23 protein-coding genes and 2 tRNA genes are annotated in these 21,603 nt (G+C 75.7%); 9 read left to right on the plus strand and 16 right to left on the minus strand.

Going from position 1 to position 21,603, the window contains the following annotated elements; translation table 11 throughout:
* Nucleotides 1-95: 95 nt before the first annotated feature.
* The 5 genes from AB0C78_RS26095 to AB0C78_RS26115 all read right to left on the minus strand — a co-directional run bounded on the left by AB0C78_RS26095 (nt 96) and on the right by AB0C78_RS26115 (nt 4,306).
* Nucleotides 96-647: a TrmH family RNA methyltransferase gene (locus tag AB0C78_RS26095; RefSeq protein WP_360752405.1), complete on the minus strand. Its 552-nt coding sequence runs from the start codon at nt 645-647 to the stop codon at nt 96-98.
* Nucleotides 644-1,258 (minus strand): methyltransferase, encoded by a 615-nt coding sequence (locus AB0C78_RS26100; RefSeq protein WP_360752408.1) that lies wholly within the window; start codon nt 1,256-1,258, stop codon nt 644-646. Before AB0C78_RS26100 ends, AB0C78_RS26095 begins: the two co-directional genes overlap by 4 nt.
* 65 nt (nt 1,259-1,323) lie before the next feature.
* A complete protein-coding gene (locus tag AB0C78_RS26105; RefSeq protein ID WP_360752411.1) occupies nt 1,324-2,271 on the minus strand; it encodes a VWA domain-containing protein in 948 nt (315 codons plus the stop codon).
* Nucleotides 2,268-3,293 carry a DUF58 domain-containing protein gene (locus AB0C78_RS26110; protein WP_360752413.1) on the minus strand — a complete coding sequence of 342 codons (1,026 nt, stop codon included), beginning with the start codon at nt 3,291-3,293 and terminating at the stop codon, nt 2,268-2,270. Before AB0C78_RS26110 ends, AB0C78_RS26105 begins: the two co-directional genes overlap by 4 nt.
* The gene (locus AB0C78_RS26115) at nt 3,290-4,306 is read right to left on the minus strand and encodes a MoxR family ATPase (protein WP_360752416.1); all 1,017 of its coding nucleotides are present in this window, start codon (nt 4,304-4,306) and stop codon (nt 3,290-3,292) included. Before AB0C78_RS26115 ends, AB0C78_RS26110 begins: the two co-directional genes overlap by 4 nt.
* A 196-nt stretch (nt 4,307-4,502) precedes the next feature.
* Here AB0C78_RS26115 and AB0C78_RS26120 point away from each other — a divergent pair, with 196 nt between their 5' ends.
* Nucleotides 4,503-5,270: a hypothetical protein gene (locus AB0C78_RS26120; RefSeq protein WP_360752419.1), complete on the plus strand. Its 768-nt coding sequence runs from the start codon at nt 4,503-4,505 to the stop codon at nt 5,268-5,270.
* 67 nt (nt 5,271-5,337) lie between these two features.
* Nucleotides 5,338-7,026: a DUF885 domain-containing protein gene (locus AB0C78_RS26125; RefSeq protein ID WP_360752422.1), complete on the plus strand. Its 1,689-nt coding sequence runs from the start codon at nt 5,338-5,340 to the stop codon at nt 7,024-7,026.
* Nucleotides 7,027-7,045: 19 nt separating this feature from the next.
* Here AB0C78_RS26125 and AB0C78_RS26130 read toward each other — a convergent pair whose 3' ends face one another.
* Nucleotides 7,046-7,312, minus strand: a complete 267-nt coding sequence (locus AB0C78_RS26130) for a hypothetical protein (protein ID WP_360752425.1) — start codon at nt 7,310-7,312, stop codon at nt 7,046-7,048.
* Between the two features lie 131 nt (nt 7,313-7,443).
* Nucleotides 7,444-8,478: an alpha/beta hydrolase gene (locus AB0C78_RS26135; RefSeq protein ID WP_360752427.1), complete on the minus strand. Its 1,035-nt coding sequence runs from the start codon at nt 8,476-8,478 to the stop codon at nt 7,444-7,446.
* Nucleotides 8,479-8,902: 424 nt separating this feature from the next.
* Between AB0C78_RS26135 and erm the strand changes: the two genes are divergently transcribed.
* Nucleotides 8,903-9,784 carry an ErmE/ErmH/ErmO/ErmR family 23S rRNA (adenine(2058)-N(6))-methyltransferase gene (erm, locus tag AB0C78_RS26140; protein ID WP_360752429.1) on the plus strand — a complete coding sequence of 294 codons (882 nt, stop codon included), beginning with the start codon at nt 8,903-8,905 and terminating at the stop codon, nt 9,782-9,784.
* A gap of 18 nt (nt 9,785-9,802) precedes the next feature.
* Here the strand turns inward: erm and AB0C78_RS26145 are convergent, their stop codons facing one another.
* Nucleotides 9,803-10,993, minus strand: coding sequence for an FAD-dependent monooxygenase (locus AB0C78_RS26145; RefSeq protein ID WP_360752432.1), 1,191 nt, complete (start codon nt 10,991-10,993; stop codon nt 9,803-9,805).
* Between the two features lie 76 nt (nt 10,994-11,069).
* On the opposite strand from AB0C78_RS26145, the gene AB0C78_RS26150 reads away from it, so the two are divergent.
* Nucleotides 11,070-11,714: a TetR/AcrR family transcriptional regulator gene (locus AB0C78_RS26150; RefSeq protein WP_360752435.1), complete on the plus strand. Its 645-nt coding sequence runs from the start codon at nt 11,070-11,072 to the stop codon at nt 11,712-11,714.
* Here the strand turns inward: AB0C78_RS26150 and AB0C78_RS26155 are convergent.
* Nucleotides 11,702-13,159, minus strand: a complete 1,458-nt coding sequence (locus AB0C78_RS26155) for a benzaldehyde dehydrogenase (protein ID WP_360752437.1) — start codon at nt 13,157-13,159, stop codon at nt 11,702-11,704. The genes AB0C78_RS26150 and AB0C78_RS26155 overlap by 13 nt on opposite strands.
* Nucleotides 13,160-13,583: 424 nt before the next feature.
* On the opposite strand from AB0C78_RS26155, the gene AB0C78_RS26160 reads away from it, so the two are divergent.
* The 3 genes from AB0C78_RS26160 (at nt 13,584) to AB0C78_RS26170 (ending at nt 14,440) form a co-directional block, all read left to right on the plus strand.
* Nucleotides 13,584-13,661 (plus strand) — tRNA-Cys (locus AB0C78_RS26160).
* 36 nt (nt 13,662-13,697) lie between these two features.
* Nucleotides 13,698-13,770: transfer RNA gene (locus AB0C78_RS26165), tRNA-Arg, on the plus strand.
* A gap of 73 nt (nt 13,771-13,843) precedes the next feature.
* Nucleotides 13,844-14,440 (plus strand): hypothetical protein, encoded by a 597-nt coding sequence (locus AB0C78_RS26170; RefSeq protein ID WP_360752440.1) that lies wholly within the window; start codon nt 13,844-13,846, stop codon nt 14,438-14,440.
* 25 nt (nt 14,441-14,465) lie between these two features.
* Here AB0C78_RS26170 and AB0C78_RS26175 read toward each other — a convergent pair whose 3' ends face one another.
* From AB0C78_RS26175 to AB0C78_RS26190, 4 genes are all read right to left on the minus strand, one after another.
* Entirely contained in the window at nt 14,466-15,623 is a 1,158-nt protein-coding gene (locus tag AB0C78_RS26175) for an NAD(P)/FAD-dependent oxidoreductase (protein WP_360752443.1), read from the minus strand.
* Nucleotides 15,620-16,339 carry a TetR/AcrR family transcriptional regulator gene (locus AB0C78_RS26180; RefSeq protein ID WP_360752446.1) on the minus strand — a complete coding sequence of 240 codons (720 nt, stop codon included), beginning with the start codon at nt 16,337-16,339 and terminating at the stop codon, nt 15,620-15,622. Before AB0C78_RS26180 ends, AB0C78_RS26175 begins: the two co-directional genes overlap by 4 nt.
* A gap of 109 nt (nt 16,340-16,448) precedes the next feature.
* Nucleotides 16,449-17,225: a methyltransferase domain-containing protein gene (locus AB0C78_RS26185; RefSeq protein WP_360752449.1), complete on the minus strand. Its 777-nt coding sequence runs from the start codon at nt 17,223-17,225 to the stop codon at nt 16,449-16,451.
* A gap of 61 nt (nt 17,226-17,286) precedes the next feature.
* Nucleotides 17,287-17,625: a helix-turn-helix domain-containing protein gene (locus AB0C78_RS26190; protein WP_360752452.1), complete on the minus strand. Its 339-nt coding sequence runs from the start codon at nt 17,623-17,625 to the stop codon at nt 17,287-17,289.
* 152 nt (nt 17,626-17,777) lie between these two features.
* Between AB0C78_RS26190 and AB0C78_RS26195 the strand changes: the two genes are divergently transcribed.
* Nucleotides 17,778-18,776, plus strand: a complete 999-nt coding sequence (locus AB0C78_RS26195) for a zinc-dependent alcohol dehydrogenase family protein (RefSeq protein ID WP_360752454.1) — start codon at nt 17,778-17,780, stop codon at nt 18,774-18,776.
* An 89-nt stretch (nt 18,777-18,865) separates the two neighbouring features.
* Here AB0C78_RS26195 and AB0C78_RS26200 read toward each other — a convergent pair whose 3' ends face one another.
* The 3 genes from AB0C78_RS26200 to AB0C78_RS26210 form a co-directional block, all read right to left on the minus strand.
* Nucleotides 18,866-19,570: an iron-containing redox enzyme family protein gene (locus tag AB0C78_RS26200; RefSeq protein WP_360752456.1), complete on the minus strand. Its 705-nt coding sequence runs from the start codon at nt 19,568-19,570 to the stop codon at nt 18,866-18,868.
* 500 nt (nt 19,571-20,070) lie between these two features.
* A complete protein-coding gene (locus tag AB0C78_RS26205; protein WP_360752459.1) occupies nt 20,071-20,439 on the minus strand; it encodes a DUF4180 domain-containing protein in 369 nt (122 codons plus the stop codon).
* Entirely contained in the window at nt 20,432-20,923 is a 492-nt protein-coding gene (locus AB0C78_RS26210; protein WP_360752461.1) for a helix-turn-helix domain-containing protein, read from the minus strand. The genes AB0C78_RS26205 and AB0C78_RS26210 overlap by 8 nt, the downstream gene beginning before the upstream one ends.
* Before the next feature lie 127 nt (nt 20,924-21,050).
* Between AB0C78_RS26210 and AB0C78_RS26215 the strand changes: the two genes are divergently transcribed.
* Nucleotides 21,051-21,599 carry an AAA family ATPase gene (locus AB0C78_RS26215; RefSeq protein WP_360752464.1) on the plus strand — a complete coding sequence of 183 codons (549 nt, stop codon included), beginning with the start codon at nt 21,051-21,053 and terminating at the stop codon, nt 21,597-21,599.
* The last annotated feature ends 4 nt before the right edge of the window (nt 21,600-21,603 follow it).

Below are 21,603 nucleotides of genomic sequence, written 5' to 3' on the forward strand. Positions count from 1 at the left end.
CGCCGGAATGCGCGGGCCGCCCTGGGGCGGGCGGTCAGCGCGGCGCTCTACGCACGGAGGAACAGCACGGCATGATCATAACCCGGTGGTGCGGGTCAGGACGACCATTCGCGGCGGCGGGCCTCGGCGAGGGCGATGGCGGTGGCGACCGCGACGTTGAGGGAGCCGACGCGTCCGATCTGGGGGATGTAGGCGACGGCGTCGGCGGCGGCCAGCAGGGCGGGGGAGCAGCCGTGGTCCTCGCCGCCGACGGCCAGGCACACGTCGCCGTCCAGGGGCGCCTCGTGCAGCGGGACGGCGTCGCCGGTCAGCTCGATCGCGACGATGCGCAGGCCCTCCTCGCGGATCGCGGCGGCCGCCTTGGCGGGGGTGCCGGCGTGCTCCCAGGGGACGAGGCGTTCGGTGCCGAGCGCGGTCTTGGCGACGTTGCGCTGGTCGGGGGGCGTGGCGTTGCCGGCGAGCCAGAGCCGTTCGACGCCGAACACGGCGGCGCTGCGGATGATCGAGCCCATGTTGAACGGCTGGGTGACCGACTCGACCAGGAGGCCGAGGCGGCCTTCGGTGCGGCGCCGCCAATCGCGGTTGAGGCGCTTGACGTCGGTGGGACGCAGCTGCCTGCGGGCGGGCGCGGAGTCGGTGCTGCTCATCGGGTGTGGCCTTCCGTGCGGGACGCGACGCGCAGGACGCGGTAGGCGGAGCGCGAGGCGATCCGCTCGGTGGGGAAGCCCTGGTCGTTCAGCCAGCGCTGGAGGGAGTCGGAGCCGAGGTGCTTCTGCACGACCAGGTGGGCGAGGCCGCCGGGGGACAGGCGGGGCAGCCAGGCCAGCAGCAGGTCGTGCAGGGCGGCCTTGCCGATCCGGATCGGCGGGTTGGACCAGATCGCGGCGAAGCGCAGGCCGGGGTCGACCTCGTCCGCCAACTTGAACCTTACATTGTCAAGGCCGGCGATGGTGGCATTCGAATCAGCGAGCTCCAACGCTCGCTGATTCACATCCACACCCCACACGCTCGCCTGCGGCGAGCGGCTTGCCAAGGTGAGCGCGATCGGTCCGTACCCGCAGCCGAGGTCGAGCAGGTCGCCGTCCTGCGGCGGCGCGGGGACGGTCTCCAGCAGGACGCGGGTGCCGGCGTCGACGCGGTCGGGGGAGAACACGCCGCTGTCGGTCTCCAGCCGCAGGTGCAGGTCCGGCAGGACCAGGTCCACGGTGCGGCGGCGGCTCGCGGCGCCGGGCCGCTCGGCGAAGTAGTGTTCCCCCACGTCGGCCGACCGTATCAGCGTTCGGGACGTCCCCGCGCCGCCGTGAGCCGGGCGGGGCCGGGCGGTCAGGGCAGGCGGGAGAACCAGACGAGGGACGCCCCGCCGGCCGCCAGCGCGAACAGCAGCGCGATGCCGGTGTAGCGGGCGGCGACGTCGCGGTGCTCGGTCTTGAACCCCAGGGAGCTGCCGATGTTGGCGTACACGTCGCGCAGCTGGCCGGCGTCGGCGGCCTCGTAGGCCTTGCCCTGGGTGCTGGTGGCGAGGGTCTTCAGCGCCTCCTTGTTGACCGAGACGCTGGTGGTCTCGCCCTCGATGTCGACGGTGCCGTACGGCGTGCCGAACGCGATCGTCGACACCGGGACGTGCGCGGCGCGGCTGGCGTCGATGGCCTCCTGCACGGACCGGCCGGTGGTGTTGTCCCCGTCGGACAGCAGCACGATGTGCGCGGGCGGCGGGTCGTGCGCGGCCTGGGTGTCGAAGGTACGGATGGCCTGCAGGGAGGTGAACACCGCCTCGCCGATCGCGGTGCGCTTGGCGAGGCTGAGCTGGTCGAGGGAGGCGATCGCGGTGTCGCGGTCGGCGGACGGCGCGGCGATCAGGTTGGCGTTGCCGGCGAAGGAGACGACGCCGACGTTGAAGCGGGACGGCAGCTCGCGGATGAACTTCTTGGCGGCGGCCTTGGCGGCCTCCATCCGGTTCGGCGGGACGTCCTGGGCCATCATCGACAGCGACACGTCGACGGCGACCATGATGGTGGCGCGGTCGCGGGGCACCTTGACGGAGCTGGCGGGGCGGGCGAACCCGATCATCATCAGCACGATCATGATGAGGAACAGCGCGGCGGCGACGTGCCGGCGCCAGCCCGGCCGTTTCGGGGCGACCTGGGAGAGCAGCGCGAGGTTGGTGAAGCGGACCGCGTAGTTGCGGCGGCGCATCTGCAGCACGACGTACAGGCCGGCGAGGATCGGCGCGAGGGCCAGCAGCCAGAGGCGGTCGGGCGACAGGAAGGTCATGGGCGCACTCCCGCGGTGGAGACGGCGCGGCCGGCGGCGCGGCGCTGGCGGACGGCGAAGCGGGCGACGTCGGCGATCCAGTCGCGGTCGGTGCGCAGGACGAGGTGGTGGGCGCCGCAGCGGCGCAGGGCGGCGCGGGTGCCGGCGCGCTGGGCGGCGGCGGCCTGGGCGTAGCGCTCGCGGGTGCGGCGGCTGAGGACGATCTCCTGGACGGCGCCGGTCTCGGGGTCGGTCATCTCGACGAGGCCGACGTCGGGGAGGTCGAGTTCGCGGGGGTCGATGACCTCGACGGCGAGGACCTGGTGGCGGGCGGCGAGGCGGCGCAGGGGGCTCTCCCATGCGGGTTGCGCGTCGGGGCCGGTGGCGGGGTCGGCGCCGGGGGGCGGGAGGAAGTCGGAGATGACGACGCGCAGGCCGCGGCGGGTCTGGCCGCGGGCGAGGGAGGTGATGGCGGCGGCGAGGTCGCCGTGGGGTGCGCCGGAGGTGGCGGTGGTGCCGGACATGGCGGCGGGCGGGCCGGTGCCGGGGCCGGTGGGGGCGTCGAGGACGGCGTGCAGGAGGGCGTAGAGGGCGGCCTTGCCGGTGCGGGCGGGCCAGCGGCGCAGGCCGCCGGGGTGCTGGAGGTAGGCGCCGACGCGGTCGCCGAGGCGGACGGTGAGGAAGCCGACGGCGGCGAGGGCGGCGACGGCGAGTTCGCGTTTGACCATGCCGGCGGTGCCGAAGTCCATGCTGGGGGTGAGGTCGACGAGGGCCCAGGCCTCGAGTTCGTGGTCGGCGACGAGGTCGCGGACGTGGGGGGTGGTGGTGCGGGCGGTGACGGCCCAGTCCATGTGGCGGACGTCGTCCTCGCCGGGCTGGTAGAGGCGGGCTTCGGCGAGTTCGGTGCCGGGGCCGGGGAGCAGGCCGAGGTGCTCGCCGTTGAGCAGGCCGTCGAGGCGGCGGGTGACCTGGAGTTCCAGGCGCCGCAGGGTGCGTTCGGGTGCGAGCTGGGCGAGCTTGTCGTCGCGGCGGGGGGCGGTCATGCGGTGGTCACCGCCGCGGCGCCGTGGTTCCAGACGACGCGGGGCGGGGGGACGGCGGCGAGGATCTGGTCGACGACCTCGGCGGGGTCGGTGCCGTCGGCGAGGGCGTCGAAGGACAGCACGAGGCGGTGGGAGATGACGTCGCGGGCGACGGCCTGGACGTCGTCGGGCAGGACGTAGTCGCGTCCGGACAGCAGGGCGAGGGCGCGGGAGGTGGCGACGAGGCCGAGGGTGGCGCGGGGGCTGGCGCCGATCTCGATGACGGGGCGCAGGTCGGGCAGGCGGTACTGCTCGGGTTCGCGGGTGGCCATGACGAGGCGGACGATGTAGTCGGCGACGAGTTCGTGGACGGAGACCTCTTCGGCGGCGCGCTGGAGGTCGCCGAGGCGGTCGGGGTCGAGGACGGGGGTGGCCTCGGGGGGGTCGACGCTCATCCGCTGGAGGATGTGGAGTTCCTCGTGGGCGGAGGGGTGGCGGACGTCGATCTTCATGAGGAAGCGGTCGCGCTGGGCTTCGGGGAGGGGGTAGACGCCTTCGGACTCGATGGGGTTCTGGGTGGCGAGGACGATGAAGGGGCGGGGGAGGGGGTAGGTGTTGCCGCCGAGGGAGACCTGGCGTTCGGCCATGACCTCCAGGAGGGCGGACTGGACCTTGGCGGGGGCGCGGTTGATCTCGTCGGCGAGGACGAAGTTGACGAAGACGGGGCCGAGCTCGACGTCGAACTGCTCGGTGGAGGGGTGGTAGATGCGGGTGCCGACGATGTCGGAGGGGACGAGGTCGGGGGTGAACTGGAGGCGGGCGAAGGTGCCGCCGACGACTTTGGCGAGGGTGCCGACGGCGAGGGTCTTGGCGACGCCGGGGACGCCTTCGATGAGGCAGTGGCCGCGGGCGAGGAGGGCGACGACCATGCGTTCGACCATGTGGTCCTGGCCGACGATGACCTTCTTGACCTCGGCGAGGGTGTTCTGCAGCAGCGCGGCGGCCTCGTCGACGTCGTTGGCGGCGATGGTCATGTGGGTGTCCCTCACTGTGCGGCGGGTGTGAGCGGGCGCGTTCCGACCCTACGCGATCACCTGTACCCGTTCGTGCGCGATCCGTGCCTGTGGTCTGGGGGCGGGTGGAGCGGGGCCGGGCCGGGGGTGGGGCGGGGGTAGGTGGGGGTGGTCGTGGTGGGGACCGGGGGCGGGTGCGGTTGTTAGGGTTGCGGCCATGTCGAGGCCGTTGCCCCCGGGCGATCCCGCTCAGCTGGGGCCGTTCCGTTTGTCGGCGCGTTTGTCGGAGTCCGCTGCCGGGATCGTGTTCCTGGGGGTGGACGGTGAGGGGCGGCGCGCGAGTGTTGCGGTGCTGAACCGGGGTGCGGCGGAGGACGCGGCGGCGCGGGACCGGTTCCGGGCGGCGATCAATGCGGCGGTGCCGGGTGCGGGTGGTGCGGTGCGCGGCGGTGATGATGGTGGTGGTGCGCCGGTGGTGGCGGCGCAGCCGGATGGGCCGGCGCCGTGGGTGGCGACGGTGTATGAGGCGGGCGGGCGTGGTGCGGAGCGGTTCTTGGAGCCGGTGGTGCTGGGTGGTTCGGGGCGGCGGTGGGGGCGGCGGCGTGGTCCGCAGTTCCAGCCGCATTGGCTGGGGTCGTCGGAGGCGGCGCTGGCGCGTCCGCGGCCGCAGGCGGGGCCGGTGGTGGGTCCGGTGGCGGCTCCGGAGCGTCCGCCGGAGCGGAGTCTGGTGGCGGCCGTGCTGACGTTGGCGGCGGCGTTGGTGGTGCTGGTGGTGTTGATGGCGGTGCTGTTCTCGTGTCAGCCGCGGCCGAAGGATCCGCCGCCGGAGCCTCCGGAGCCGACGCCGTCGGTGTCGTCGTCGGTGCCGCCGCCGTCGGTGCCGCAGCCGCAGCCGGGGAATCCGTCGCCGCCGCCGTCGGGGGTGCCGACGCCGTCGCCGTCGGGTTCGGGGTCGGGTGGCGGCGGTGATGGCGGGCCGCTGTGACGGTGGCCCGGGGGGCTGGCCCCTTTTCATGATCGCTTTGTGGGGCGGGTGGTCTTAGCCTGGGGCGATGACCGCTTCTGAGGTGAGCGCTGTGGACGCTCTGGCCGATCGGTACGTGGACGCTTTCGCGGCTTTGGATCCGTGCCGTGCGGCGATGATGGGGATCGCGGGGCAGGAGTCCCGGTTGACCGATTTCGGGCCGGACGGGTGGGCGGCGCGGGCGGAGTTGACGCGGTCGACGCTGGCGGAGCTGGATCGGATCACCGCGTCCGGCGGGGCGTCCGGCAGGGCCAGGGGTGCTGCGGGGCGGGTGGCGGCGGCGGTGCTGCGCGAGCGTCTGGAGTGCGAGCGGGAGCTGGACGAGGCGGGGGTGCGGTCGTGGGAGCTGGACACCATCGACGGTCCGGTGCAGCGGCTGCGGACGGCGGTGGATCTGCTGGACCAGGGCGCGGCGACGGACTGGGACGCGGTGGTGGCGCGGGTGGGCGGGCTGGCGGGGGCGCTGGCGGGGCTGCGGGTGTCGCTGGAGGAGGCGCTGCGCGGGGGCCGGGTGGCGGCGCGGCGGCAGGTGCTGCGGAACGTGCGGGAGTGCCGGGAGATGCCGGGTTTCCTGGCCGGATTCGCGGGCCGGTACGAGGACGGGCCGTTGCGGGGGCGGTTGGAGTCGGCGGTGGGGGCGGCGTCGCGGGCGCTTGAGGATTTCGCGGGGTTCCTGGCCGGTGAGGTGGTGCCGCGGGCGCCGGAGCGGGACGCGCTGGGCGCCGACCGGTACCGGCTGGGGGTGCGGGATTACCTGGGGACGGACCTGGATCTGGAGGAGACGTACGCGTGGGGCTGGCGGGAGCTGGCGCGGATCGAGGCGGAGATGGCGGACGCGGCGGCGCGGATCGCTCCGGGGGAGCCGGTGGCGGCGGTGATGGCGGCGCTGGACGCCGATCCGGCGTACCGGATCCGGGGTGCGGAGGCGTTCCGGGCGTGGATCCAGGAGCTGGCCGACGGGGCGATCGCGGATCTGGACGGGACGCATTTCGACATTCCGGAGCCGTTGCGGCGGGTGGAGTGCCGGATCCCGCCGGTGGAGTCGGGGGTGTACTACCTGGCGCCGGCGGAGGACCTGTCGCGTCCGGGGACGGTGTGGTGGACGGTGGCGGATCCGGATCAGGAGATCGTGACGTGGACGGTGCCGGCGACGATGTTCCACGAGGGGGTGCCGGGGCATCATCTGCAGCTGGGCGTGACGACGTTGAACACCGCGACGCTGAACCGGTTCCAGCGGCTGTCGGGTGAGCTGTGCCCGGGGCATGCGGAGGGGTGGGGGCTGTACGCGGAGCGGTTGATGGACGAGCTGGGGTATTACCGGGATCCGGCGTACCGGCTGGGGATGCTGGCGGGCGGGCAGCAGTTCCGGGCGGCGCGGGTGATCTTGGACATCGGGCTGCATCTGGAGCTGGAGATCCCGGCGGGGTCGGGGTTCCATGAGGGGGAGCGGTGGACGCCGGAGCTGGGGTGGGAGTTCCTGCGGGCGCATGCGGGGCCGGAGACCGACGCGTACATCTCGTTCGAGATCGACCGGTATCTGGGGCGTCCGGGGCAGGCGATCGCGTACAAGGTGGGGGAGCGGGTGTGGCTGGAGGGGCGTGAGGACGCGCGGCGGCGTGCGGGTGCGGCGTTCGATCTGAAGGGGTTCCACCGGCGCGCGCTGGATCTGGGGCCGATGGGGCTCGATCTGCTGCGGTCGGAGCTGGCCCGCCTCTGAGCCGGGTGCGGGGTTTCCGTCAGACGGGGGCGGAGGGGCCGACGGCGGGGTCGACGCCGGTTTCGCGGAGCCAGCGGCCCTGCGTGCCGCACGTGGCGGGGTCCTCGCCGGGCAGGTCGGTGGAGGAGCCGACGTGGGAGGCGCTCTCGTCGCCCGGTTCGAGGATCCGCTTGCTGTAGTGGGGCGGCCAGCGCAGCAGCATCCTGCGGCCGCAGGTCGGGCAGGCCCATTCCTCGGTCCCGGACGCTTCGGCCCGGATCATCCGCATCTGGTGCGTCGCCCTCAAGGCGGGTCCTCCTCAACCGTTGGCGAGGTTCGGCGAAAATCCGGCTCGTTATGGTGATTGCCCACGTCAAGGCGGTTAAACGACCTGGGCAAGCGACGGCGACGGCACGCCCGGCGGCGCCGCGGGGACGGTCAAGGCCGGTCAAGCCCATCAGTGGACGGCGGGGGCGGGGGCGGGGGTGTCGCGGTGAGGGCGGCGCGGACGGCGGCGCCGATGCGGTCGACGGCCTCGGCGGGGCGGCGCGCGAACGCGCCCCAGCCGAGGAAGCCGTGGTCCAGGCCGGTGCCGGTGAGGAGGGTGACGGGGACGCCGGCGGCGCGGAGGCGTCCGGCGTGCTGTTCGGCCTGGGGGCGGAGCCGGTCGTGCTCGGCGGTCGCGATGATCGCGGGGGGCAGGCCGCGGGGGTCGGGGTCCAGCAGCGGCGACACGTCGGGGTGGGCGGGGTCGGCGCCGTCGAGGTAGAGGCGCAGGGCGCGGCGCACTCCGGACGGGGGCCAGGGCAGGCCGTCGGGGTCGGGTGGGGCGGGCGGGACGTCGCGCAGGTCCAGCGCCGGGTAGACGAGCAGTTGCAGGACGGGGCGGGCGGGTCCGGCGGCGCGCAGCAGGCCGGCCGCTGCGGCGGCGAGTTGCCCGCCGGCGCTGTCGCCGGCGACGCCGATGCGGGCCGGGTCCAGGCCGAGGGGGCCGGTGTGGGCGGTGGTCCAGCGGACGGCGGCGACGGCGTCGTCGAGCGGTGCGGGGAAGGGGTGTTCGGGCGGGCGGCGGTAGCCGACCGATAGCCAGGCGACGCCGCTGGCGACGGCGAGGGCGCGCACGACGGGGTCGTAGGAGTCGACGTCGCCGAGGACCCAGCCGCCGCCGTGGAAGTACACCATCGCGGGTGCGGGGCGGTCGCCGCCGGGGTGGTAGAGGCGGGCGGGCAGCGGTCCGGCGGGGCCGTCGACGGTGACGTCGCGGACGGCGGCGACGGGCGGGCGCGGGGAGCGGGCGAGGTCGGCGGCGTGCTCGCGGCGCGCGTCCCGGATCGCGGCGGCGGTGTCGCGGCCGGTGTCGCGGCCGGTGTCGCTGCTGGCGCCCGCGGGGGCGGGCGGCTCGGGCCGGGGCTCGGCGGGCGGTTCGGTGAGGCGGCGGCGCAGGAACTCCAGGTAGTCCGGATCGCGGCCCATGGCTCTCCCTGACGGCGCGGCGGACGGCGGGGGTGGCCCAGCCTACGAGGCCGCCGCCGCGCCTCCCCGGCCCGGGGGCGGGAAAATGCGTTGGGGCCGGGGGCGGTGGTCTTCTACGATCGCGGGCATGGCCTGTTTCATCGAGTGCGCGGTCCTGGGGACCGGCCACGCCGCCTCTGTCCGGCTGCGCGCGGCCCGTCCCGTCCTGGACCGGCCGGTGGCGCGCGCCCGCGCCTGACCTTCCCCGGGCGGGGCCGTCCCACGGATCCCCGCCTGTTTCCTCGCGCCGGTGCGGCGGCCTGTGCGGCCGCGTGCCGGTGCCGGCGTCCCCGCCCGCGGTCCAGGGCCTTCGAGCGTCCATGACCATCTCGGACGGGCCCTGCCGCGCCTCTTCTCCGGTTTTTCCCGGCCGGTCGCGCGTGCGGTGACGCCGCTTCGCGCGTGCCTGCGGTGCCCGTCCGGCCGGCCCTCGTGGGGCCGGAAGCCGAGGACGGCGACCCTGAACCAGCATCATCACGGCGGCCCGCGCGCGAACGCGCGGCGGGCGCTGTCGCAGAACTTCCTGTCCGATTCCGCGGCGATCGCCCGTTACGCCCGTGCCGCGGTGCCCGCGTCCGGTGCGCTGATCGTGGAGGCCGGTGCGGGCGACGGCCGTGTCACCGCCGCTCTGGCCGCCCGCGCCGGGCGCGTCGTCGCCTACGAGATCGACCCGCGGCTGGCGGCGCGGCTGCGCGCCCGGTGCGCGCGGCTGGGCAACGTGCGGTGCGTGACCGGCGACTTCCTGGCGGCCCGGCCGCCGTCGGGCCCGTTCCATCTGGCGGGCAACATCCCGTTCGCGGCGACGTCGCGGATCGTCGGGTGGGCGCTGGCGGCGCCGGGCCTGGCGTCGGCGACGCTGATCACGCAGCTGGAGTACGCGCGCAAGCGCACCGGCGGGTACGGGCGCTGGTCGCGGCTGACCGTGCGGACCTGGCCGGAGTTCGGCTGGGAGATGGGCGGGCGGGTGCCGCGCGGGCTGTTCCGGCCGGTGCCGCGGGTGGACGGCGCGGTGCTGCGGCTGGTGCGGCGGCCGCGTCCGCTGCTGCCGCCGGCGGCGATGGGCGACTACCTGCGGTGCGTCGACCTGGGGTTCACCGGCCGGGGCGGTTCGCTGCGGGCCTCGCTGCGGGAGCGGTATCCGCGCCGGCGGGTGGACGCGGCGCTGGCCGCGGCGGGGATCGCGCCGGGCGCGCTGGTCGCCGATGCCCACCCCGACCAGTGGATCGTGCTGGTGCGCGCCCTGACCGCACCCCCGCACCGGCGCTGAGGCGGGCCCGGCCGTGGGTCAGGCGGGTTCGCCGGGCGGCCGCCACCGGAAGATCATGTCGCCCTGCCGGTCGAGCGCGTTCGGGCCGAGCAGCCCGGCGAGGCGGACGGCGGCGTCGCGGACGGCGACCGGCACCGCGCCCGTCAGCGCCGTCATCCGGCCGATCTGGCGGGAGCGCCGCATCACCCGGGTGGTGCGGCGCCGCCGCGCGGCGGTGTAGGCGGCCAGCGCGTCCGGCACGCCCGGGCCGGTGGCGGCCTGGGTGGCGTGGTGGGCCAGGACGACCGCGTCCTCGATGGCCTGGCAGGCGCCCTGGCCGAGGTTGGGGGTCATGGGGTGCGCCGCGTCGCCCAGCAGCGCGACCCGGCCGCGGTGGAACGCCGGCAGCGGCCGGGGCATGTGGTGGACGTCGTTGCGCAGCACCGCGCCGGGGTCCACGGCCTCCAGCAGGGCGGGGACGGGGTCGTACCAGTCGCCGAACAGCCGCAGCAGCTCGGCGCGCTCGTCGCCGTCGGGGGCGCGGGCGCCTTCGGGTGCGGGGGCGGTGGCGTACAGGTAGGCGCGGCCGCCGGCGAGGGGGTTGATGCCGAAGACGGTGCCGCGGCCCCACGCCTCGGCGGGGGTGAAGCCTCCGGCGGGGGCGCGGGTGACGGCGCGCCAGGCGGTCAGGCCGGTGTAGCGGATGGGGGAGCGGCCGGGGAACAGGGCCGTGCGGGTCGGGGAGTGGATGCCGTCGGCGGCGACGACGAGGTCGGCGGTCTCCTCCCCGGCGCCGCTGCCGGTGGTGACGGTGACGGTGGCGGGGGTGGTGGCGCCGCCGGGGTCGGTGAGGGCGGCGGTGGAGTTCAGGTGCAGGGCGCCGTCGGGCAGGCGGTCGGCGAGCAGGTCGACGAGGGCGGCGCGCAGGGTGACCACGAGCGGGTCGCCGTAGCGGTCGGCGGCGGTCTGGATGGAGGTGCGCGACAGCCAGCGCCCGTCGGCGCGGCGGACGCCGCCCTCGCCCTGGAAGGCGTTGAGGGCGCGGACGGGGTCGCCGGCGCCGATGGTGTCCAGGGCGCGCAGGGCGTTGGGGCCGATCGCCAGCCCGGAGCCGACGGGTTCCAGGGACGCGGCGCGTTCGTGCAGCGCCACCGTCCAGCCGTGGGCGTGCAGGGCCGCGGCGGCGGTGAGGCCGCCGATCCCGCCGCCGATCACGATCGCGTGCGCCATGGACGCTCACCCCTTCTCACTACAGCCGTAGTCCCTATACTACGCCTGTAGTTAAGGGCGGGTAGGATCGGGGTCCATGACGTCCCCGCGCGGCGAGCTGGTCGCCGACGCCGCCATCGCGGTGCTCGCCGACGCCGGCATGCGCGGCCTCACCCACCGCGCCGTCGACCGCGCCGCGGGGCTGCCCGCCGGGTCCACCTCCAACCTGGCCCGCACCCGCGCCGCGCTGCTGGAGCTGGCACTGCGCCGCCTCACCGAGGCGGAGCGGCGGCGGCTCGCCGCGTCCACCGCACTCCAGGGCGCGGACCTGCGCGGACCGGGACGCGCGGCGCTCGCCGAGGCGCTCGCCGCGATGGTGGACGCGCAGCTGCGCGAGCACCGCGCGTCGGTGCTGGCCCGCTACGAGCTGGCGCTGGAGGCGACCCGCCGGCCCGCGCTGCGCGCGATCTACGACGAGCTCGGCCGCGGGTTCCGCGCGGCCGCCGCCGACCTGATGCGCCGGGCCGGGTCGCCCGACCCGGCCCGGCACGGGCCGCTGCTGGTCGCGTTCGTCGAGGGCCTGCTGTTCGACGCGGTCGCCGGCGCCGGCCCCGAACCGGACGCCGCCGGCCTGCGCGCCGCCGTCGCCGCCTACCTCGACGGCGTCCTGCCCCGGGACACCACCCCCACCGGGCCCGCCGGGCCCGGGGAGGCGCTGCAGGAGGCGCGTCAGAACGGGTAGGGGGCGATCTCCCCGCGCACCGTCACCCACTGGGTCTCGGTGAACGCCTCGATGTTGGCGTCCGGGCCGCCGAACCGCGACCCGTTCCCCGACGCCGCCAGCCCCCCGAACGGCACCACCGGCTCGTCGTTGACGGTCTGGTCGTTGATGTGCACCAGCCCGGTCGGGACCGCGTCGGCGATCGCCATCGCCTGGCCGACGTCGCCGAGGATCCCCAGCGACAGCCCGTACTCGCTGTCGCGGGCCAGCGCGACCGCCTCGTCCACCCCCGAGAACGGCACGACCGGCGCGACCGGCCCGAACACCTCCCGCGCGTAGGCGGGCATGTCCGGGGTGACCTCCGCCAGCACCGTCGGCCGGTAGAACAGGCCCTCGTGGGTGCCGCCGGCCGCCAGCCGCGCCCCCGCGGCGACGGTGTCGCGGACCAGGGCGTCGACGTTCGCGAGCTGCCCCTCGTCGATGATCGGGCCGAGCGCGACCGGCCCGGCCGCCGGGTCCCCGACCGGGAGCTTGTCGGCCTTGTCGGCCAGCGCGGCGACGTACTCCTCGTGCAGGCTCTCGTGCACCAGGTGCCGCCCGGTCGTCATGCAGATCTGCCCCTGGTGCAGGAACGACCCCCACGCGCCCGCCGACACCGCCTTGCCGATGTCGGCGCCCGGCAGCACGATCAGCGCGTTGTTGCCGCCGAGCTCCAGGTGGGCGCGCTTGAGCAGCCGCCCGCACGCCTCACCGATCTTGCGGCCCGCGGCCGTGGAGCCGGTGAACGACACCACCCGCACCTGCGGCGCCGCCACCACCGCCTCGCCGGCCTCCAGCCCGCCCGGCAGCAGGTGCAGCAGCCCCTCGGGCAGCCCCGCCTCCTGGAACACCCGCGCGACGCTGACGCCCCCGCACACCGCGGTGCGCGGGTCCGGCTTGAGCAGCACCGCGTTTCCGAGCGCCAGCGCCGGCGCCACCGACCGCATCGACAGGATCAGCGGGAAGTTGAACGGCGCGATCACGCTGACCACCCCGGCGGGACGGCGCCGCGCCAGGCTCCACCGCGGCTGCGCCGACGGCAGCACCAGCCCCTGCGGGTGCGAGGCCAGCGCCGCCGCCTCATAGCACAGGCCCGCCGCGAAGTGCGCCTCCAGCTCCGCCTTCGCCGGCACCGACCCGGCCTCCCGCACGATCCAGTCCTGGATCTCCGCGGCGTGCTCCTCGAACAGCCGGCCCGCGCGGCGCAGCACCGCGGCGCGCTCCTCGTAGGTGCGGGCGGCCCAGTCGCGCTGCGCGTCCGCGGCGGCGGCGGCCGACGCGGCGACGTCGCGCGCCGACGCCTGCCCGAGCGTGCCGAGCACGGCGCCCGTCGCCGGTTCGACGACCCGCAGCTCGCCGCCGTCCGCGGCGGCCCACCCGCCGGTGAAGATCTTGCCCGTCCACGTACCGGGATCCAGCAACGCCATCGTCGACTCCTCCTCGAACACGCGCCCACGCCCGCGGGCCGAACACGGGGCCCGCACGCCCGGCGCGGCCCGTCCCCCCAGCCTCGCCGTACCAGGCCGCTGGCGGAACAACGCGTTTCCGCTGAACGGAATGTCCCGCTGCGGGCCGCGCCGAAACCACGCTCACCTCCGCCGCCGGCCGGTAAATCCGTTGCGGGGTCCGCGCGGCGCCGCGCATACTGATCACATCGACCGGCCACCGGGAAGGGAGCAGACCATGACGTGCCGACGCGGCCGATACACCTGCCCCCGGTCCCCCCGGCGGGCGGCCCCCTGACCCTCGCGCACCCCGCGCGTCACGGCCGCCCTCCCCTCCGGAACGGCGGCCTTTCCGCTGTCCAAGGGCCTCCTCGAAGGCCCCCGAGCCCGTGTCCTTGCGGGCCCCGACGCTGTGGCCGAACGGTATCCAGGCACCGGATTGCAGATCCGGATCATGTGGGTTCGAATCCCACCAGCGTCTCCAGCCCCGCCCCCACAGTCACCCGGGGGCGGGGCCCCGCTCCCCGTAGCTCAGAGGACAGAGCGCCGGACTCCGAAGCCGGGCGCCGCAGGTTCGATCCCTGCCGGGGAGACCCCAGCACGACCCCAGTAAGACCCAGTAAGACCTAGGAAGACCCCCGTATCCGGACCGGCGGAAGGGCGCGCATGCGCAAGATACCGACACTGTTCGTCCGCGACTGGGACGGCGACCCCCGCCACGTCACCCGCGAGCCCGACCCGGCCTGCGCGTGGGTGCTCGCCGGCGAGGGCCGCGCCACCCGCAAGTACGACGGCACCTGCGTCCGCTTCGACGGCGCCCGCTGGCACGCCCGCCGCGAGGTCAAGCCCGGCCGCCCCGCCCCGCCCGGCTTCACCCCCCTCGCCACCGACCCCGCCACCGGCAAGACCGTCGGATGGGAGCCCGCCGAGCGGTCGGCGTTCTGGAAGCACCTGCGCGCCGCCCTCGACGCCCTCGACGCACTCAACGAAAGCGACGGGGGCGACGGAAGCGGCGGGGGCGGCCTCGCCCCCGGCACCTACGAGCTGATCGGCCCCAAGATCAACGGGAACCCGGAGGGCGCCGCCGCGCACACCCTCGTCCGGCACGGCGCCGACGACCTCGGCGAGGTCCCCCGCGACCACGACGGCCTGGCCGCCTGGCTGCGCGCCCGCCCCTACGAGGGCATCGTGTTCTGGCGCGACCCGGCCGACCCCGGCTGCGACAAGGCCAAGATCAAGCGGCGCGACTTCCCGCCCGCCTGACCCCGCCGGGGGAGGGGAGCGGGGGTCAGGCGGCGTGCTCGGCGAACATGGCGACCAGGCCGTCGGGCGCGTCCGCGGCCAGGCACCGCTCCAGGCTCTCCGCCGAGTCCGCCGCCGCCTCGGCCGCCCGCGCGAACATCGCCGCCTCGTAGGCGGCCAGCGCCGCCTCCGCGTCACCGGGGTGCGCCGCGATCGCCTCGCCGAGCTCCGCGCCGTCCAGCATCGCCAGGTTCGCTCCCTCACCGGCGAACGGCGACATCAGGTGCGCCGCGTCGCCCAGCAGCGTGACGCCCGGCACCCGGTCCCAGCGGACCCCGACCGGCAGCGCGTGGACCGGCCGCGGCACCAGCGGCCCGTCGGCGTCGGCGACCAGCGCCCGCAGCCCCTCGTCCCAGCCGCCGAAATGCGCCAGCACCGCCGCCTTCGCCGCCGCCGCGTCACCGAAGTCCACACCGTCCGCCCACTCCCGGGCGACCCGCAGCGCGGTGTAGACGTGGACGCCGCCGTCCGGCTCCCGGTGCGCCAGGAACCCCCGGCCGCCGCCGAGCGCGAACAGCATCCCGCCGCCGGCGATCCGCGCCGCCTCCGGATGGCGGACGTCGGCGTCGTGCAGGTCCGACTCCACCATGATCACCCCGGTGTAGGCGGGGACGGCGTCCGACACCAGCGGCCGGATCCGCGACCACGCCCCGTCCGCGCCGACCAGCAGGTCCGTGGTGAACGTTTCCCCGCCGGTCAGGCGCACCTCGTGGCGGCCGCCGCCCAGCGGCCGCGCCCCCTCCACCTTCGCGCCCCACCGCACGGTGCCCTCCGGCAGCGAGGCCAGCAGCAGGTCCCGCAGCGCGCCCCGGTCCACCTCGGGACGGCCCCGGCCGCCGTCGTCGGGCTCGGCGAACCGCACCCGGCCGGCCGCGTCGAGGATCCGCATCTCCTCCCCGCCCGCGTGCACCAGCGGCAGGAACCGCTCGTGCAGGCCCGCCGCGCGCAGCGCCCGCTGCCCCGACTCCTCGTGGATGTCGAGCATGCCGCCCTGCGCGCGGGCGCCCGCCGAGACGTCCAGATCGAACACGGCCGCCTCGATGCCGTGGACGTGCAGGACCCGCGCCAGGGTCAGGCCGCCCAGGCCCGCCCCGACGATCGTGACCGGCTCGTGCGCGCCGGTCGTCGTTCCGCTCGCGTTCATGATGTCCTCCCGATGTCGTCGTCGTGGTCCGGTGCGGGGGTGGCCAGCACGCCGGCGATCAGCGCCCGGAACCCCCACGACAGCCGCTGCCGCGGCGTGCCCGACAGCAGCGGCCCGGCCAGCGCCGCGATGTGCGGCCGCCGCCCGGGCGACGCGCCGCGCAGCGCCTCCACCAGCGCGTCCCAGTCCCCGGCGGCGTCGGTGTCGGCGTCGCGGGCGGACTGCTCGGCGGCCGTCGCGGTCGCGTGCTGCAGCAGCACGTCCACCCCCCACGCCGCCTGCCCCGGCGACGCGCCGCCCTCGGTCAGCAGCGCCAGCAGCCGCTCGACCAGGTCCAGGTAGTTGTCCCCGCTGGGCCGCGCCGCCAGCGCCGACCGCGCCAGCCCCGGATGCTCCATCAGCATCGCGGTGTAGGAGGTCAGCACCGCCTCCAGCCGCTCGGCGAACGTCCCCGACGCCGGCGGCGGCGCGACCGTCCCCAGCAGCTCGTCCAGCACCGCCGCGTGCAGCTCGGCGGTGCTGCGCACGTACACGTACAGCGACGCCGGGCCGGTGTCCAGCTCGGCGGCCAGCCGCCGCATCGTCACCTTCGCCAGGCCCTCCGCGCGCACCAGCCGCACCGCGGCCGCGACGATGCCGTCCCTGGTCAGGGCGGGTTTGGCCGGGCGTTCGCGGCGGCTGCGCGGCGCGCCGCCGGCAGGGGTCTCAGCTGTCATGCCCCCACACTAGACGAACATGTTCGTTCCGAACAGGTTCGTAACGAACATGTTCGTCGTGAGGTGCGTCACCGCCCGGATCGCCGGCCGTATCGCCGGCCGCGGTCTTTCAGGCCGGGCGGGACGCGACCGTGATGACGTGGCCGCTCACCCCGAGCAGCGACGGCACCGACTCCACCGCCCGCAGCACATCCAGGACCGTCGAGCGGTCCTCCTCCAGCAGCTCCTCCAGGCCCCCGAACAGCCACACCGCGCCCTCCAGCCCGTAAGAGCGGGCGCCGGGCAGGCCGGCGTCGGCGAACTCGCGCGGCGGCTCGCCCGCCTCGTGCAGGTAGGCGGTGGTGAACCCCATCTCCGGCGTGGCGCGCAGCACCCCGGTCGCGACCGAGGCGTCCACGACCGCCCGCTCGCCCCGGTAGCGGCGCTTGCGGAGCATGTCGTGCAGCGCGGCGTGCCGGCCGATCGTCGCCGCCGCCACCACGCCGCCGGGCCGCACCACCCGCGCCGCCTCCCGCAGCGCCCGCACCCGGTCGGCGCGCTCCACCAGGTGGTACAGCGGCCCGAGCAGCAGCACCGCGTCGGCGGACGCGTCCGGCTCCGGCAGGTCGCGGGCGTCGCCGGGCCGCGCCGTCACCCCGGGGATCCGGGACGCCTGCTCCACGTGCAGCGGGACCGGATCCACCAGCTCCACGGCGTGGCCGTCGGCGGCCAGCCACTCGGCGTGCACCCCGGAACCGCCGCCGACGTCGACCACCCGCGCAGGCGGCGCCGGCAGCACCCGCCGCAGCACGTCCTGGGTCCGCCACAGCTCCAGCCGCCCGTCGCCCTCGCGCAGCCGCCGGTCCTCCTCGCCGCGCTCGTAGTAGCGCAGAACATCGCGATCCATGCCGCCGAGGCTCCCCGCCCCGGCGCGGCGCCCGCAAGCCGATAAACGCGGGGGAGGCGGGTCAGGTGCGGGCGCGCTCGGCGGCCACCGCGTCCAGCAGCCCGGGGAACACCGCGTCGAACTCCGCGCGGCGCAGCGCGTTCATGCGGGACGTCCCGACGTAGTACTGGCGGATCAGCCCCGCCTCGCGCAGCACGTGGAAGTGGTGCGTCGCGGTCGACTTGCTGACCGGAAGGTCGATCGCGCCGCAGCTCAGGTCGGTGCCGGCCGCGTCCAGCTCGGCCACGATCCGCCGCCGCACCGGGTCCACCAGCGCCTCCAGCACCCGCTGCAGGCCCACCTCCCGCACGTCGGGATGCGGCGGGACCCGGTCCCGCCCGCCCTCGCGCACCGTCGCCATACCGCGCACCTCCCGCACCCATCGTACGACGGCCATCAAAGTACGACGATCATCAAAGTTTGACAGCGATCGTACTTTCGGGTTGGGTGAACCCCCGGGCGGCGCGCCGCGCCGCCCGCCGAGGACGGGCGAGGGCGAAGGGGCGATGCGCGATGACCACCACGGTGCGGTTCCACGAACTCGGCGGCCCGCAGGTGCTGCGGCTGGAGGACGTGGACACCGGGAAACCCGGCCCCGGCGAGCTGCTGGTGCGCGTCGAGGCGATCGGCCTCAACCGCGCCGAGGCGCTGTTCCGCGCCGGCGCCTACATCGAACCGGTCAAGGCGTTCCCCGCCCTGCTCGGCGCCGAGGCCGCCGGCACCGTCGAGGCCGCGGGCCCCGGCGTCACCGGATTCGCCGAAGGCGAGCCGGTCAGCGTCGTCCCCGCGTTCTCGATGAACGACTACGGCGTCTACGCCGAGAAGGCGATCGTCCCCGCGGCCGCCGTGCTGCGCCGCCCCGAGGGCCTGGACGCCGTCGGCGGCGCCGCGGTGTGGATGCCGTACCTGACCGCCTACGGGGCGCTGGTGGAGACCGGCGGGATGCGCGCCGGCGACACCGTCGTGCTGACCGCCGCGTCCAGCAGCGTCGGCCTGGCCGCGATCCAGGTCGCCGTGCGCGCCGGCGCCCGGCCCATCGCCGTCACCCGCAGCCCCGCCAAGAAGGAGGCGCTGCTCAAGGCCGGCGCCGACGAGGTGATCGTCACCCGCGGGCACGACGTCGCCGCGCCCGTCCTGGAGCTGACCGGCGGACGCGGCGCGCGGTTCGTGTTCGACGCCGTCGCCGGGCCCGGCGTGACCGACCTCGCCCGCGCCGTCGCCCCCGGCGGCACCCTCATCGAGTACGGGGCGCTCAGCGGCGAGCCGACGCCCTACCCCGGCTTCGAGCTCGGCATGCCCGCGTTGAACATGCGGACCTACACCCTGCACGAGACCACCCGGGACGCGGCGCGGCTGCGCCGCGCCGAGGCGTTCGTCGCCTCCGGCCTGCGCGGCGGCGCGTTCGCCCCCGCCGTCGACCGCGTGTTCGGCCTGCACGAGATCGTCGAGGCGCACCGCTACCTGGAGGCCGGCGCCCAGATCGGCAAGATCGTCGTCACCACCGGCCGCTGACCGCCGGCCCCGGCACGCCCGGCCGGCGCACGGCGCGGCCGGCGCGCCACCCGCCGCGGGCGGGCCGCGCCGGCCGGCCGGGCGGGTGCTCAGGCGGGGGCGGCGGTGAGGGTGCGCGACAGCTGCGCGTACACCTCGTCCCAGAACGCCACGTGCTCGCCGATCTCCCGGCGCGCCGCCCGCTCCATCAGCGCCTCATCGGCGAAGTAGCCGTTGACCAGCACGTCCCACAGCGCCGCGAACGTCTCGGGGCCCTTGGTCTCGTGCAGGCTGAGGAAGTCCAGCCCCGAGACCACCCCGTAGTGCGCGGCGAGCGCGTCGATGACGACGCGGTTGCGGACGGGGCTGGCGATCTCGCGGCCCGCCAGCGCCGCGACGGCCTCCGCGCCGTCGCGCTCCGGGGCCAGGAACCGGTCGGGGAACGACGCGCAGTAGGCGGCGGTCACCGGCAGCGGCGCCACCGACGACGGCCGCTGGACGCCCAGCGCCCGCAGCATCCGCACCGCCAGGCCGTGATGGTCCCCGCCGACCTCCTCCTCGATGTGCGCGGTCAGTCCCGACAGCACCCGCGAGGCGTCGAACTCGGTACCGAACGCGGGGCTCTTCACCACGCAGACGCCGAGCCACCGGTGAAATTGGTTCCGCCACAGGTAGTACTGCCCGAAAACGTCGCGGACCACCTCGATCGGAGCCTTTCCCGTCCGCAGATCGGAAAAGAACGCGCTGTCGTCCAGCGTTACCTGGGCGTGGGCGAGGAGGTCGGCCGATACGGCGGATCCAGCGAGCGAGGTCATGTTTCTCCAATGATCTGCGGCCATTTCGTGTCCGTCATCGCCGCACGTCGAGGCGGGGTTTCGACGCTTTTCACGCCCGCGGGCGGGCCCGCCGGGGCCAAGGCCCGCGGACGCGCGATGCGACACGCTAACTGCAGAACCTAACCGACGTTCAGCGCCCGCCCAATATCGCCTTCACTGGCCCATTACCGTTGCCGCCGCGACACCTTGCACGACCGTGCCGCCGTATGGTATTTCCCGGCCGGCGACGGGGCGGGCTGCGCCTTTATCGGAACACCCCCCGCCCCACGCGTTTCTGCCGTGCACCCCGGCCCCGGCGCCGGGACCGATACCGCCCGAACCGATGGCCGGATCCGGCCGTGAGAATCTCACAGAACCCGCCGCTGTCGCCGATACACGACGCCCCGAACGCCCCCGGTACCGAACCCGGCACCCGGAGGCGGACCCGCGCCGCCCACGCCCGCGCCGTCGCCGCTCGGCCCGCGACCGGGCCGCAGCGGTCAGGCCACCGCGCGCAGCCGGTCGTCCAGCTCCTCCAGGTCGGCGACGAACCAGACGTGGTCGCCCGCGTTCGACTCCCGCACCAGCGCGCGCAGCGCCGGGCTCTCCGCCAGGTGCCGCGAGATGTCCCCGACGACCGCCAGCCGCAGCCGGTAGTTCACGAACTTCTGCATGACCTCGCCCGCGAACCGCGTGCCGAGCGAGAAGAACCGCCCGTCCAGCCGCGCCGCCGGCACCGCCACCACCTGCGCGCCCAGGAACACCGCCCCGATCAGGTCGAGCGCGTCCTGCTCGGTGGCGACCGGCGGCCCGTCCGGGTCGCACATCAGCACCTGCACGCCCGCCCGCTCCCGCACCTCGTCAGCCATCGCCGTCCTTTCTCCCGCCGGCCGGGCCGTCCTCCAGGACGCCGCCGTCCAGCACCGCCTCGATCAGCCGCAGCACCTCCGCGGTGGCCGCCACCCCGCCCAGCACCACGATCTTCATCCGCCCGCGCTCCTCGTCGTGGACGGTCTGGACGCGCACCGCGCCCCCGCCGCCGCGCCCGGTGTTCACCCCGGCCAGCACGACGGTGGCGAGCCGGTCGGCGGCGACGCGGCCGACCCCGTCGACCTGCACGATGCTCGACACCTCCGCCCGCCCCGCACCCCCACCGCCCGGTGCGCCGCCCGGTCCGCCGACGGCCGGGCGCGGACCCCCGGTCAGCGCCTCCAGCGCCGCCGCCGAGATCCGGTACTGCTTGCCGATCCGCACCGCCTCCAGCCGCCCGGCCCGGATGTAGCCGCGCACCGTCCGCACGTGCAGCCCGAGGAGGTCCGCGACCTCCTCCACCGAATACATTCGCTCCGCCATCACTCCGCAAACTACCCTAACAACGGTCAGATAGGGAAGTTTGCGGAAGATAACCTGGGTGCGGGAACGGCCGGCGCGGGCGTAGCGTGGCCCGCGGACGCACGGCGGCACGGGGGAGGGACGAGGGATGGCGGACGGGGAACGCGGGACGGTCACCGTGCTGACCGGGCCGTGCGGCGCCGGGAAGAGCACCGTCGCCCGGCTCCTGGCCGGACGGCTCGCGCCGAGCGTGCGCCTGCACGGCGACGACTTCTTCGCCGCCATCGCCCAGGGCGCGATCCCGCCCTACCTGCCCGAGGCACAGCGGCAGAACGAGACCGTCGTCGCCGTCCAGGCCGCCGCGGCCGCCGGATACGCCGCCGGCGGCTACCACGTGGTGTTCGACGGGGTCGTCGGGCCGTGGTTCCTCGGCCCGTTCCGCCGCGCCGCCGCCGGCGCCGGCGTCCCCCTGCACTACGTGGTGCTGCGACCCGACCGCGACACCGTGCTCGCCCGCGCCACCGGCCGCGGCCCCGGCGCGCTCACCGAACCCGGCCCGGTCCTGCGGATGTTCGAGGAGTTCGCCGACCTCGGCGAGCACGAGCCCCGCGTCCTGGACTCCGCGGCCCTCACCCCCGAGCAGACCGCGCGGGCCGTCGAGCGCGGGATGGAGTCCGGCGCCTACCGCCTGCCCTGACCCC

The organism is Actinomadura sp. NPDC048394 (assembly GCF_040651755.1).
Classification (GTDB): Bacteria; Actinomycetota; Actinomycetes; order Streptosporangiales; family Streptosporangiaceae; genus Spirillospora; species Spirillospora montaniterrae.

What these genes read in the sequence shown, in the direction of transcription:
- AB0C78_RS26095 (WP_360752405.1), bottom strand. Translation starts at nt 647, where the DNA reads ATGAGCAGCACCGACTCCGCGCCCGCCCGCAGGCAGCTGCGTCCCACC.
- AB0C78_RS26105 (WP_360752411.1), bottom strand. Translation starts at nt 2,271, where the DNA reads ATGACCTTCCTGTCGCCCGACCGCCTCTGGCTGCTGGCCCTCGCGCCG.
- AB0C78_RS26110 (WP_360752413.1), bottom strand. Translation starts at nt 3,293, where the DNA reads ATGACCGCCCCCCGCCGCGACGACAAGCTCGCCCAGCTCGCACCCGAA.
- AB0C78_RS26115 (WP_360752416.1), bottom strand. Translation starts at nt 4,306, where the DNA reads ATGACCATCGCCGCCAACGACGTCGACGAGGCCGCCGCGCTGCTGCAG.
- AB0C78_RS26120 (WP_360752419.1), top strand. Translation starts at nt 4,503, where the DNA reads ATGTCGAGGCCGTTGCCCCCGGGCGATCCCGCTCAGCTGGGGCCGTTC.
- AB0C78_RS26125 (WP_360752422.1), top strand. Translation starts at nt 5,338, where the DNA reads ATGACCGCTTCTGAGGTGAGCGCTGTGGACGCTCTGGCCGATCGGTAC.
- AB0C78_RS26135 (WP_360752427.1), bottom strand. Translation starts at nt 8,478, where the DNA reads ATGGGCCGCGATCCGGACTACCTGGAGTTCCTGCGCCGCCGCCTCACC.
- AB0C78_RS26145 (WP_360752432.1), bottom strand. Translation starts at nt 10,993, where the DNA reads ATGGCGCACGCGATCGTGATCGGCGGCGGGATCGGCGGCCTCACCGCC.
- AB0C78_RS26150 (WP_360752435.1), top strand. Translation starts at nt 11,070, where the DNA reads ATGACGTCCCCGCGCGGCGAGCTGGTCGCCGACGCCGCCATCGCGGTG.
- AB0C78_RS26155 (WP_360752437.1), bottom strand. Translation starts at nt 13,159, where the DNA reads ATGGCGTTGCTGGATCCCGGTACGTGGACGGGCAAGATCTTCACCGGC.
- AB0C78_RS26170 (WP_360752440.1), top strand. Translation starts at nt 13,844, where the DNA reads ATGCGCAAGATACCGACACTGTTCGTCCGCGACTGGGACGGCGACCCC.
- AB0C78_RS26175 (WP_360752443.1), bottom strand. Translation starts at nt 15,623, where the DNA reads ATGAACGCGAGCGGAACGACGACCGGCGCGCACGAGCCGGTCACGATC.
- AB0C78_RS26180 (WP_360752446.1), bottom strand. Translation starts at nt 16,339, where the DNA reads ATGACAGCTGAGACCCCTGCCGGCGGCGCGCCGCGCAGCCGCCGCGAA.
- AB0C78_RS26185 (WP_360752449.1), bottom strand. Translation starts at nt 17,225, where the DNA reads ATGGATCGCGATGTTCTGCGCTACTACGAGCGCGGCGAGGAGGACCGG.
- AB0C78_RS26190 (WP_360752452.1), bottom strand. Translation starts at nt 17,625, where the DNA reads ATGGCGACGGTGCGCGAGGGCGGGCGGGACCGGGTCCCGCCGCATCCC.
- AB0C78_RS26195 (WP_360752454.1), top strand. Translation starts at nt 17,778, where the DNA reads ATGACCACCACGGTGCGGTTCCACGAACTCGGCGGCCCGCAGGTGCTG.
- AB0C78_RS26200 (WP_360752456.1), bottom strand. Translation starts at nt 19,570, where the DNA reads ATGACCTCGCTCGCTGGATCCGCCGTATCGGCCGACCTCCTCGCCCAC.
- AB0C78_RS26205 (WP_360752459.1), bottom strand. Translation starts at nt 20,439, where the DNA reads ATGGCTGACGAGGTGCGGGAGCGGGCGGGCGTGCAGGTGCTGATGTGC.
- AB0C78_RS26210 (WP_360752461.1), bottom strand. Translation starts at nt 20,923, where the DNA reads ATGGCGGAGCGAATGTATTCGGTGGAGGAGGTCGCGGACCTCCTCGGG.
- AB0C78_RS26215 (WP_360752464.1), top strand. Translation starts at nt 21,051, where the DNA reads ATGGCGGACGGGGAACGCGGGACGGTCACCGTGCTGACCGGGCCGTGC.